Below are 10984 nucleotides of genomic sequence, written 5' to 3'. Positions count from 1 at the left end.
AGCGGTAGTTCAGTCGGTTAGAATACCTGCCTGTCACGCAGGGGGTCGCGGGTTCGAGTCCCGTCCGTTCCGCCACTTATTAAGACATTAAGCCTGCCCTATCGGCAGGCTTAATGGCAAAAACTTTAGGGGCGTAGCTCAGTTGGTAGAGCACCGGTCTCCAAAACCGGGTGTCGCGAGTTCGAGTCTCTCCGCCCCTGCCATATAGAATCCTTTGCTTCGGCAAAGGATTTTTTTTTGCCTGAAACGCTGCAGAAAACGCTCTTCTTAATTTTTCAGCCAGCATTCCTGCTGGCTGATGTATCAATCCATTACATTGATTTTTAACAGATCTTTTATCTGTGATTGCTTATCACTGTTTTGCAGCCAAATCGCATACAGCGGCCTGGTAAGCGTGGTGGAATCCAGCACCGTATGCAGCCCCGCTTTAGTATCTGCCCAGCGAACAGGTAACCAGGTACAACCTTTCAACAGGGACAGCTGCTGACAGGCGATCTCTGCAGAGCTGGTCGTTAACTGCGGAACATCATCAGGTGCAATCAATCCCGTCTCATGCTGCTGAAAATCTGGCCCCCATTCCAGGCGCAAATAGGTCAGGTCTGCCTTCATCATTGAAGGTTCAGAGGCATAAAGCGCCAGTCCAAACTGACCCACAATCTGGCTGCTAAATTCGTCCATCTTGGGGGCTTCGGTTGTGATCAGAAGATCAAGTTGGCGCTCATGAAGTTGCTTAACCAGCGACTGCCGTTGCGCAATCCTGGCTTCAAATTGCAGGTGACTGTGTGAATGATAAAGCCGGGTAAGCCACTGACTTAGCATACATTCCCACAGGGAAGCGCTGGCCCCTATCGAGAACTCATTATGCCTCGACGTATGTGCCACCTCTTTGCGTGCCGCCTGCCAGGTATTCATGAGCGTTTCAGCGTACGGCAGCAGTTTCTCGCCGGCAGGCGTTAAGCGAATATTGTTACGATGGCGGGTAAAAAGATTCACACCCAGTTGATTTTCCAGCTGTCGAATACGAAAACTGACGGCTGACTGCGTCAGGTAAAGGGCTTCAGCTGCTCGCCCAAAGTGGCGTGTTCTGCTCACTTCAAGGAAAGTTTTAAGCAATTCCGTATCCACATCTTTCTCCGCAAAATTATTTGTCGTTATGATTTAAATGTTTTGTTTTACACTCTGTCAAGCGTAACTAATACTCCGCGCCATAAATAGCTCGGCCAAAGAATTAGGAGCGTGTAGGATGGCGGAAAGCTTTACGACGACTAATCGTTTTTTCGACAATAAACATTATCCGCGCGGGTTCTCTCGTCACGGCGATTTCACCATCAAAGAAGCTCAACTGCTTGAGCGCCATGGTTATGCCTTTAACGAGCTGGATCTGGGTAAGCGTGAACCTGCAACCGAAGACGAAAAACAGTTTGTTTCTGTTTGCCGTGGTGAGCGTGAGCCGCAGTCTGAAGCGGAACGTGTGTGGATCAAGTACATGGCGCGCATTAAGCGTCCAAAGCGCTTCCATACGCTGTCTGGCGGTAAGCCGCAGATGGAAGGTGCAGAAGACTACACCGAGTCTGATGACTAAGATGATAAGAAGGGGCTACGGCCCCTTTTTTTATGCCAGCAACTTCTGCAGATGCAGCAGCAAACGATCGATAGCGCGATAGCTCAGCGCCTCCTGCAAATGTTTCCTCTCAATGTCAGTGCACCCCTCTACGTCAGCAATGGTTCTGGCCACTTTCAACAAACGCTGCCACGCACGTATGGATAGCCCGAACCGCGTCAACGTCTCCTCCAGCCATCCCGCATCCTCAATGTTAAGAGAACAAAACTGCCGGATCCCGGCATTATCCAGCCGCGCATTTAGCCTGTTCTGACGGGCGTACTGCCGCTTCTGGGCTGCAATCACCCGCTCGCGTACCTCTGCTGAGCTTTCACCCGTGATGCCCGTTTGCCTGAGCAGGCCCGGTGGAGGAAGCGGGATTTCGAGAGATAAATCGAAACGGTCGAGAAACGGGCCGGATAACTTACCGAGATAGCGCAATGTCTGCTCTGGCGTACAGCGGTTATGGTTGCCCTGGTAGTGACCCGTCGGGCTGGGGTTCATCGCGGCGACCAGCTGAAACTGCGCGGGATAGCTTATTTTGGCCCGCGTGCGCGATATATGTATTTCGCCGGATTCAATGGGTTCTCTCAGTGCATCCAGCACGCGGCGCTCAAACTCCGGCAATTCATCAAGAAACAGAATGCCATTGTGTGCCAGCGAGATCTCACCCGGCTCGGGGATAGACCCACCGCCGACCATTGCCGTCAGTGAAGCGCTATGATGTGGGGAACGAAAAGGGCGACGGCGCCACTGTTTTTGCAACGATGCAGAACTGATGAGGCTGTATATGGCGGCACTTTCCAGCGCTTCATGATTATTGAGCGGTGGAAGCAACCCACTCAATCTGCTCGCCAACATGGTTTTACCCGTACCCGGCGGACCAATTAACAGAAGATTGTGTCCCCCTGCAGCCGTAATCTCCAGCGCCCGTTTCCCTTGTTCCTGCCCCATAATCTCGCTGAGATCCTCTGGAGCATCCGCTATAACATCATCACACTCCTCCGGCTCGGACAGTTCATGCCGCCCTTCCAGCCATGCACAAACTTCCTGTAAATGCCCCGCGATGAGGCATCCTTTTTCCGCGATAAGACTCACTTCTGATGCGTTTTCATTGGCCACAATGATTTGCCGCCCTGCACGTATGGCTTCCAGCGCTCCCGATATCGCCCCGGGAACGCCTCTTAACGCGCCTGTAAGCGCGAGTTCGCCAACGAACTCATACGAGCCTAGCCGTGTCGTATTAAGCTGCTCAGAAGCCGCGAGAAGGGCAATTGCGATAGGTAAATCGTATCGTCCCCCCTCTTTAGGCAGATCGGCAGGAGCAAGGTTGATGGTGATCTTCTTCGCGGGGAAGGCATAACCGCTATTTATTATTGCGCTGCGGACGCGATCCCTGGCCTCTTTAACCGTCGTTTCAGGTAACCCGACAAGCGTGAGTCCGGGCAGCCCATTACTCAAATGTACCTCTACGGAAACAAGCGGTGCCTTTACCCCGAGAGCCGCACGCGTATAAACAACTGACAGTGACATTTGCACTACCTCCTGGTGTGACTATGTCAGTGCTCGTTATGTTTGTTTATTGCCATTTCGCGAATTTACGCCGCTTGTTCAGGGATTTTAATGGCGCATTGCAACAATTTCATAATCATGGAAAGCTCCTCGCAGAACGAAAAAATCCTGTTTTGACGGTTAGCACCACAGTAAAAAAATGAAAAATATTCATTTTCTAATTTTCGTATATAAAACAACGCTTTTAAGAAATGTGATTCGCGGGCTAACCAAATCCGTCATAAATAAATCTTGTGTTTAATTTGAAAACTGTGATAACTCTTTAGGTATTCCTTCGAACAAGATGCAAAACGAACTGAAAAATGACAGCCCTTCTACGAGTGATTAGCCTGGTCGTGATTAGCGTGGTGGTGATTATTATCCCACCGTGCGGGGCTGCACTTGGACGAGGAAAGGCTTAGAAATCAAGCCTTAACGAACTAAGACCCCCGCACCGAAAGGTCCGGGGGTTTTTTTATGACTAAAAAACGCAGATGAGGAGCAGAGAATGACGACTAGCACAAAATTCTGTTTCTCCCGATTTATGACGGGGAACTAACTATGAATGGGGCACAGTGGGTAGTACATGCGTTGCGCGCGCAGGGAGTCGAGACAGTATTCGGTTATCCAGGTGGCGCAATTATGCCGATTTACGATGCACTGTATGACGGCGGCGTGGAACATCTCTTGTGCCGACACGAGCAGGGCGCAGCGATGGCAGCCATCGGCTATGCCCGCGCGACCGGTAAAACCGGCGTGTGTATGGCGACGTCAGGCCCTGGCGCAACTAACCTGATCACCGGCCTGGCTGACGCGCTGCTGGATTCTGTTCCCGTTGTCGCCATCACCGGGCAGGTGGCGTCTCCGTTCATCGGTACCGACGCTTTCCAGGAAGTCGACGTCCTCGGTTTATCGCTGGCCTGCACCAAACACAGCTTCCTCGTCCAGTCTCTGGAAGAGCTGCCGCGCGTAATGGCAGAAGCGTTCGAAGTGGCAAACTCAGGTCGTCCTGGTCCGGTTCTGGTCGATATCCCGAAAGATATCCAGGTGGCATTCGGCGATTTGGAACCGCACTTCTCAACCGTTGAAAGCGACAATGCGTTTCCGGATGCGGAAGTTGAAGAGGCCCGTCAGATGCTGGCGCAGGCGAAACAGCCGATGCTGTACGTCGGCGGTGGCGTCGGCATGGCGCAGGCCGTCCCAGCCCTGCGCGAATTTATCGCAACAACGCAGATGCCAGCGACCTGTACGCTGAAAGGTCTCGGTGCCGTCGACGCGGATTACCCATACTATCTGGGCATGCTGGGGATGCACGGCACCAAAGCGGCAAACCTGGCGGTGCAGGCGTGCGATCTGCTCATCGCCGTAGGTGCCCGTTTTGACGACCGCGTCACCGGCAAGCTGAATACCTTTGCGCCGAACGCCAAAGTGATCCATATGGATATCGACCCGGCGGAGATGAACAAGCTGCGTCAGGCGCACGTTGCCCTGCAGGGCGATCTCAACGCGCTGTTACCGGCATTGCAGCAGCCGCTGGATATCAATGCATGGCGTCAGCACACCGCAGACATGCGCGCCGAGCACGCCTGGCGTTACGACCACCCCGGCGAGGCCATCTACGCGCCGCTGCTGTTGAAGCAGTTGTCCGACCGTAAACCGGCTGACAGCGTCGTCACCACCGACGTAGGCCAGCACCAGATGTGGTCCGCGCAGCACATGACCTACACCCGCCCGGAAAACTTCATCACCTCCAGCGGGTTAGGGACGATGGGCTTCGGTCTGCCAGCCGCCGTTGGCGCACAGGTTGCCCGCCCGAACGATACTGTTATCTGTATCTCCGGTGACGGCTCCTTCATGATGAACGTTCAGGAGCTCGGCACCGTTAAGCGTAAGCAGTTGCCGCTGAAGATCGTGTTGCTCGACAACCAGCGTTTAGGGATGGTTCGTCAGTGGCAACAGCTGTTCTTCCAGGAGCGCTACAGCGAAACGACCCTTACCGATAACCCCGATTTCCTCACCCTGGCCAGCGCCTTTGGCATCCCTGGTCAGCACATCACCCGTAAAGATCAGGTTGAAGCGGCGCTCGACACCATGCTGAACAGCGAGGGGCCTTACCTGCTTCATGTCTCAATCGATGAACTCGAGAACGTCTGGCCGCTGGTACCGCCTGGTGCCAGTAACTCACAAATGATGGAGAAATTATCATGATGCAGCATCAGGTCGCCGTACAGGCTCGCTTCAACCCGGAAACCTTAGAACGCGTTTTGCGCGTGGTGCGTCATCGTGGTTTTCAGATTTGCTCTATGAATATGGAGACGGCCACTGACGCCCGGAATATCAGTATCGAATTAACCGTTGCCAGCCCGCGGTCGGTCGACTTACTGTTTAGTCAGTTATCAAAGCTGGTAGACGTTGCCCATGTTGCCATCTGCCAGAGCACAACCACATCACAACAAATCCGCGCTTAAGCGTGACAGGACGAAAAAATGACGACAAAAAAAGCTGATTACATTTGGTTCAACGGTGAGATGGTTCGCTGGGAGGACGCGAAGGTCCACGTGATGTCCCACGCGCTGCATTACGGTACCTCCGTGTTTGAAGGCATCCGCTGCTACGATTCTCACAAAGGGCCAGTGGTGTTCCGCCATCGCGAACACATGCAGCGTCTGCATGACTCAGCCAAAATTTATCGTTTCCCGGTATCTCAGAGCGTGGATGAGCTGATGGAAGCCTGCCGCGATGTGATCCGTAAGAACAACCTGACCAGCGCCTATATTCGTCCGCTGGTCTTCGTGGGCGACGTCGGTATGGGCGTGAACCCGCCAGCGGGCTATACCACGGATGTGATCATTGCCGCGTTCCCATGGGGTGCCTACCTGGGTGCAGAAGCCCTGGAGCAGGGGATCGACGCAATGGTCTCTTCCTGGAACCGCGTTGCGCCAAACACCATCCCGACCGCCGCGAAAGCTGGCGGTAACTACCTCTCTTCACTGCTGGTCGGTAGCGAAGCGCGCCGTCACGGCTATCAGGAAGGTATCGCCCTGGACGTAAACGGCTACATCTCAGAAGGTGCGGGTGAAAACCTGTTTGAAGTGAAAGACGGCATCCTGTTTACGCCGCCATTCACCTCGTCCGCGCTGCCGGGCATCACCCGTGATGCCATCATCAAGCTGGCGAAAGATCTGGGTATCGAAGTGCGCGAGCAGGTGCTGTCTCGCGAATCCCTGTACCTGGCGGATGAAGTCTTTATGTCCGGTACCGCGGCTGAAATCACGCCGGTGCGCAGCGTAGACGGTATCCAGGTGGGCGAAGGCCGCTGTGGCCCGGTCACCAAACGCATTCAGCAAGCGTTCTTTGGCCTCTTCACCGGCGAAACAGAAGATAAATACGGCTGGTTGGATCAGGTTAATCACTAAGTATAAATTTGGGACGGCACGCACCGTCCCATTACATAGTCAGACGGGAGTAAATAAAGCATGCCTAAGTATCGTTCAGCCACCACCACCCACGGCCGTAACATGGCGGGTGCCCGCGCACTGTGGCGCGCCACCGGAATGACCGACGCCGATTTCGGTAAGCCAATTATCGCCGTGGTGAACTCCTTCACCCAGTTCGTTCCGGGCCACGTGCACCTGCGCGATCTGGGTAAGCTGGTTGCCGAGCAAATCGAGGCCTCCGGCGGCGTGGCGAAAGAGTTCAACACCATTGCGGTGGATGACGGTATCGCGATGGGTCACGGGGGCATGCTCTATTCACTGCCGTCGCGCGAACTGATCGCCGACTCGGTGGAGTACATGGTTAACGCCCACTGCGCCGATGCAATGGTCTGTATCTCCAACTGCGACAAAATCACTCCGGGGATGCTGATGGCCTCCCTGCGCCTTAATATTCCGGTGATCTTCGTCTCCGGTGGCCCAATGGAAGCGGGGAAAACCAAGCTCTCCGACAAAATCATCAAGCTCGACCTGGTTGATGCGATGATCCAGGGTGCGGATCCGAAAGTCTCTGACGAGCAGAGCGACCAGGTTGAGCGCTCCGCGTGTCCGACCTGCGGCTCCTGTTCCGGTATGTTCACCGCCAACTCCATGAACTGCCTGACCGAAGCGCTGGGCCTTTCTCAGCCGGGCAACGGCTCGCTGCTGGCGACCCACGCCGACCGTAAGCAGCTGTTCCTCAATGCCGGTAAACGTATCGTTGAGCTGACCAAACGCTACTACGAGCAGGACGACGCCAGCGCGCTGCCGCGCAGCATCGCCAGCAAAGCGGCGTTCGAGAACGCCATGACCCTGGATATCGCCATGGGCGGTTCCACCAATACCGTTCTGCACCTGCTGGCCGCCGCGCAGGAAGCCGAAATCGACTTCACCATGAGCGACATCGACAAGCTGTCCCGTAAAGTGCCGCAGCTGTGTAAGGTCGCGCCGAGTACGCAGAAGTACCACATGGAAGACGTGCACCGTGCCGGTGGCGTCATCGGTATCCTCGGCGAGCTGGATCGCGCCGGGCTGCTGAACCGTGACGTGAAAAACGTCCTCGGCCTGACGTTGCCTGAGTCGCTGGACCAATACGACGTGATGCTGACCAAAGACGACGCGGTGAAAAAAATGTTCCGCGCGGGTCCTGCCGGTATTCGCACCACCCAGGCGTTCTCGCAGGACTGTCGCTGGGATACCCTGGACGATGACCGCGCCGAAGGCTGCATCCGCTCGCTGGAACACGCCTACAGCAAAGACGGCGGCCTGGCCGTGCTGTACGGTAACTTTGCGGAAAATGGCTGCATCGTGAAGACCGCTGGCGTGGACGACAGCATCCTGAAATTCACCGGCCCGGCGAAAGTGTACGAAAGCCAGGATGAAGCGGTAGACGCGATCCTCGGCGGCAAAGTGGTGGAAGGCGACGTGGTTGTCATCCGTTATGAAGGGCCGAAAGGCGGCCCGGGCATGCAGGAGATGCTCTACCCAACCACCTTCCTGAAATCGATGGGCCTCGGTAAAGCCTGCGCGCTGATCACCGACGGACGTTTCTCCGGCGGCACCTCCGGCCTCTCTATCGGTCACGTTTCGCCGGAAGCGGCAAGCGGCGGCAACATCGCCATCATCGAAGACGGCGACCTGATCGAAATCGACATTCCGAATCGCGGCATTCAGCTCAAGCTGAGCGACCAGGAAATTGCGGCCCGTCGTGAAGCGCAGGAAGCCCGCGGCGACAAAGCCTGGACGCCGAAAGACCGCCAGCGCGAAGTCTCCTTCGCCCTGCGCGCCTACGCGAGCCTTGCCACCAGTGCAGATAAAGGCGCGGTGCGCGATAAATCTAAACTTGGGGGCTAATGATGGCCGAGTCGCAACCCTTATCCGCCGCCCCAGAGGGTGCGGAATATCTGAGAGCGGTGCTTCGCGCGCCGGTCTATGAAGCCGTGCAGGTCACACCCCTGCAGAAAATGGAAAAACTCTCTTCGCGCCTCGACAACGTGATCCTGGTCAAGCGCGAAGACCGTCAGCCGGTGCACAGCTTCAAACTGCGCGGCGCCTACGCGATGATGGCCGGGCTGACCGACGAGCAGAAAGCGCGCGGCGTGATTACCGCCTCAGCGGGCAACCACGCGCAGGGTGTAGCTTTCTCTTCGGCCCGTTTAGGTCTGAAAGCGCTGATCGTGATGCCGGTCGCTACCGCCGACATCAAAGTCGATGCGGTACGCGGTTTCGGCGGCGAAGTGCTGCTCCACGGCGCCAACTTTGACGAAGCGAAAGCCAAAGCGATCGAGCTGGCGCAGCAGCAGGGGTTCACCTGGGTGCCGCCGTTCGACCATCCGATGGTTATTGCCGGGCAGGGGACGCTGGCGCTTGAACTGCTGCAGCAGGATGCCCATCTCGACCGCGTGTTTGTGCCGGTCGGCGGCGGCGGTCTGGCCGCGGGCGTGGCGGTGCTGATCAAACAGCTGATGCCGCAGATTAAAGTCATCGCCGTTGAAGCGGAAGACTCTGCCTGCCTGAAAGCGGCGCTGGATGCGGGTCACCCGGTAGATCTGCCGCGCGTCGGGCTGTTTGCCGAGGGCGTGGCGGTGAAGCGCATTGGCGACGAAACGTTCCGCCTGTGTCGGGAATATCTCGACGATATCGTCACGGTGGATAGCGATGCCATCTGCGCGGCGATGAAAGATCTGTTCGAGGATGTGCGCGCGGTGGCGGAACCTTCCGGCGCGCTGGCGCTGGCAGGGATGAAAAAATACATCGCGCAGCACAATATTCGCGGCGAACGTCTGGCGCACGTACTGTCTGGTGCCAACGTGAACTTCCACGGTCTGCGCTACGTTTCCGAGCGCTGCGAACTGGGCGAACAGCGGGAAGCGCTGCTGGCGGTGACCATCCCGGAAGAGAAGGGCAGCTTCCTGAAGTTCTGTCAGCTGCTGGGTGGTCGTTCTGTGACGGAATTTAACTACCGTTTTGCCGATGCCAAAGACGCCTGTATTTTTGTCGGCGTGCGCCTGAGCCGCGGCGTGGAGGAGCGCAAAGAGATCCTCAACCTGCTGCATGAGGGCGGCTATAGCGTGGTCGATCTCTCTGACGACGAGATGGCGAAGCTGCACGTGCGCTACATGGTCGGCGGGCGTCCATCGAAGCCACTCAGGGAACGTCTGTTCAGCTTCGAGTTCCCGGAATCGCCGGGCGCGCTGCTCAAGTTCCTTCACACGCTGGGCACGCACTGGAACATCTCTCTGTTCCACTACCGCAGCCACGGCACCGACTACGGGCGCGTGCTGGCGGCGTTTGAACTGGGCGAGCACGAGCCGGATTTCGAAACGCGGCTGAACGAACTGGGCTATGAGTGTCACGACGAAACCCATAACCCGGCCTTCCGCTTCTTCCTCGCGGGCTAAGGGCTGGCCGGGTAAGCGCAGCACCATCCGGCTTTAGTGGTTCGGCAATATCGTCCAGAACGCATCAATAAGCGGCTCATGCAGCCGCTTTTTTTGTGCGCACACGCCAAGCTCAAACGGCGTCTTCTCGTCGCTGCGCTCCAGAATCATTACGCGATTGCGCACCGGTTCCGGGCTATTTTCCAGCACCACTTCCGGCAGCAGCGCCACGCCGCAGCCGAGCGCCACCATCGACACCATCGCCTCATGGCCGCTGACCGTGGCGTAAATCGACGGGTTGCTGATTTTCTGACGGCGGAACCACAGCTCAATGCGACGTCGCACCGGCCCCTGATCGGCCATGATAAACGGCACCGTGGACCAGTCCGGTTTTTCCACCGACACCTGATTACGCACCGGGCAGGGCAGCGCGGGGGCAATCAGCACCACCGCCAGATTCTCCAGCATTGAGAATGCCACCGCGCCCGGCAGGGTTTCCGGCTTCCCGGCAATGGCGAGATCCGCTTCGCCCGTCACCACTTTCTCCATTGCGTCGGAGGCGTCGCCGGTAGTGAGTTTAATTTCAACCGACGGATGCGCCGCGCGGAAGCGGTCGAGAATGGGCGGCAGATGGCTATAGGCGGCGGTCACGGAGCAGAAAATATGCAGCTCACCGGAAAGTGACGGCCCCTGCTGGTCAATCGAGTGACGCAGCTGCTGGTACTGCAACAGCGTCTGCTGGGCAAAAATGCGCAACTCTTCGCCCGCTTCCGTGAGGGTGACGGTGCGGTTGTCGCGCACGAACAGCGGCTGGCCGAGGTCTTCCTCAAGGCGCTGGATCTGGCGCGAAAGCGTGGAGGGGCTAACGTGCATCGCCCGCGCGCTGCGGCCAAAGTGACGGCTTTCCGCCAGGTGCAGGAACATTTTCAGATCGCGTAAATCCACTGATTCCACTCCCTCTTTTTATATTGCAAAAATTG

The 10984-nt window shown here is 56.7% G+C and carries 11 protein-coding genes and 1 tRNA gene; 9 read left to right on the top strand and 3 right to left on the bottom strand.

From position 1 onward, the window contains the following. Positions 1 to 127 precede the first annotated feature (127 nt). Positions 128 to 203 (top strand) — tRNA-Trp (locus DOU50_RS19225). A 100-nt stretch (positions 204 to 303) separates the two neighbouring features. Here DOU50_RS19225 and hdfR read toward each other — a convergent pair. Next, positions 304 to 1125 (bottom strand): HTH-type transcriptional regulator HdfR, encoded by an 822-nt coding sequence (gene hdfR / locus DOU50_RS19220; protein WP_148769927.1) that lies wholly within the window; start codon positions 1123 to 1125, stop codon positions 304 to 306. A gap of 118 nt (positions 1126 to 1243) precedes the next feature. Here hdfR and DOU50_RS19215 point away from each other — a divergent pair, with 118 nt between their 5' ends. Then, positions 1244 to 1582 (top strand): DUF413 domain-containing protein, encoded by a 339-nt coding sequence (locus tag DOU50_RS19215; RefSeq protein ID WP_008501577.1) that lies wholly within the window; start codon positions 1244 to 1246, stop codon positions 1580 to 1582. 30 nt (positions 1583 to 1612) lie between these two features. Here the strand turns inward: DOU50_RS19215 and DOU50_RS19210 are convergent, their stop codons facing one another. Next, positions 1613 to 3133 carry a YifB family Mg chelatase-like AAA ATPase gene (locus tag DOU50_RS19210; protein WP_148769925.1) on the bottom strand — a complete coding sequence of 507 codons (1521 nt, stop codon included), beginning with the start codon at positions 3131 to 3133 and terminating at the stop codon, positions 1613 to 1615. 341 nt (positions 3134 to 3474) lie between these two features. On the opposite strand from DOU50_RS19210, the gene ilvL reads away from it, so the two are divergent. The 7 genes from ilvL to ilvA all read left to right on the top strand — a co-directional run bounded on the left by ilvL (position 3475) and on the right by ilvA (position 10025). Continuing rightward, positions 3475 to 3573, top strand: coding sequence for an ilv operon leader peptide (gene ilvL / locus DOU50_RS19205; protein ID WP_001311244.1), 99 nt, complete (start codon positions 3475 to 3477; stop codon positions 3571 to 3573). Positions 3574 to 3659: 86 nt separating this feature from the next. Next, positions 3660 to 3710, top strand: coding sequence for a peptide IlvX (ilvX, locus tag DOU50_RS23725; RefSeq protein ID WP_166792073.1), 51 nt, complete (start codon positions 3660 to 3662; stop codon positions 3708 to 3710). A gap of 2 nt (positions 3711 to 3712) precedes the next feature. After that, on the top strand, positions 3713 to 5359 hold the full coding sequence (gene ilvG, locus DOU50_RS19200; protein WP_024907955.1) for an acetolactate synthase 2 catalytic subunit: 1647 nt from the start codon (positions 3713 to 3715) through the stop codon (positions 5357 to 5359). Then, positions 5356 to 5619: an acetolactate synthase 2 small subunit gene (gene ilvM, locus DOU50_RS19195; protein WP_024907956.1), complete on the top strand. Its 264-nt coding sequence runs from the start codon at positions 5356 to 5358 to the stop codon at positions 5617 to 5619. The genes ilvG and ilvM overlap by 4 nt, the downstream gene beginning before the upstream one ends. An 18-nt stretch (positions 5620 to 5637) precedes the next feature. Beyond that, positions 5638 to 6567 carry a branched-chain-amino-acid transaminase gene (gene ilvE, locus DOU50_RS19190; RefSeq protein ID WP_023309654.1) on the top strand — a complete coding sequence of 310 codons (930 nt, stop codon included), beginning with the start codon at positions 5638 to 5640 and terminating at the stop codon, positions 6565 to 6567. A gap of 60 nt (positions 6568 to 6627) precedes the next feature. Continuing rightward, complete coding sequence (gene ilvD, locus DOU50_RS19185) at positions 6628 to 8478, top strand: dihydroxy-acid dehydratase (protein ID WP_045909248.1); 1851 nt, start codon at positions 6628 to 6630, stop codon at positions 8476 to 8478. A 2-nt stretch (positions 8479 to 8480) separates the two neighbouring features. Next, the gene (ilvA, locus tag DOU50_RS19180; RefSeq protein WP_039267211.1) at positions 8481 to 10025 is read left to right on the top strand and encodes a threonine ammonia-lyase, biosynthetic; all 1545 of its coding nucleotides are present in this window, start codon (positions 8481 to 8483) and stop codon (positions 10023 to 10025) included. 33 nt (positions 10026 to 10058) lie between these two features. On the opposite strand, the gene ilvY is transcribed toward ilvA, so the two are convergent. Continuing rightward, positions 10059 to 10949: an HTH-type transcriptional activator IlvY gene (gene ilvY, locus DOU50_RS19175; protein WP_023333829.1), complete on the bottom strand. Its 891-nt coding sequence runs from the start codon at positions 10947 to 10949 to the stop codon at positions 10059 to 10061. Positions 10950 to 10984: the final 35 nt, after the last annotated feature.

The organism is Enterobacter sp. C6, assembly GCF_008122455.1.
Classification (GTDB): Bacteria; Pseudomonadota; Gammaproteobacteria; order Enterobacterales; family Enterobacteriaceae; genus Enterobacter; species Enterobacter pseudoroggenkampii.
The sequence above is the reverse complement of the archived record's forward strand: the minus strand, read 5'-3'. Positions and strand labels throughout refer to the sequence as shown.

Coding starts and splice junctions, on each gene's coding strand:
- DOU50_RS19215 (WP_008501577.1), top strand. CDS start 1,244: ATGGCGGAAAGCTTTACGACGACTAATCGTTTTTTCGACAATAAACAT.
- DOU50_RS19210 (WP_148769925.1), bottom strand. CDS start 3,133: ATGTCACTGTCAGTTGTTTATACGCGTGCGGCTCTCGGGGTAAAGGCA.
- ilvL (WP_001311244.1), top strand. CDS start 3,475: ATGACAGCCCTTCTACGAGTGATTAGCCTGGTCGTGATTAGCGTGGTG.
- ilvG (WP_024907955.1), top strand. CDS start 3,713: ATGAATGGGGCACAGTGGGTAGTACATGCGTTGCGCGCGCAGGGAGTC.
- ilvM (WP_024907956.1), top strand. CDS start 5,356: ATGATGCAGCATCAGGTCGCCGTACAGGCTCGCTTCAACCCGGAAACC.
- ilvE (WP_023309654.1), top strand. CDS start 5,638: ATGACGACAAAAAAAGCTGATTACATTTGGTTCAACGGTGAGATGGTT.
- ilvD (WP_045909248.1), top strand. CDS start 6,628: ATGCCTAAGTATCGTTCAGCCACCACCACCCACGGCCGTAACATGGCG.
- ilvA (WP_039267211.1), top strand. CDS start 8,481: ATGGCCGAGTCGCAACCCTTATCCGCCGCCCCAGAGGGTGCGGAATAT.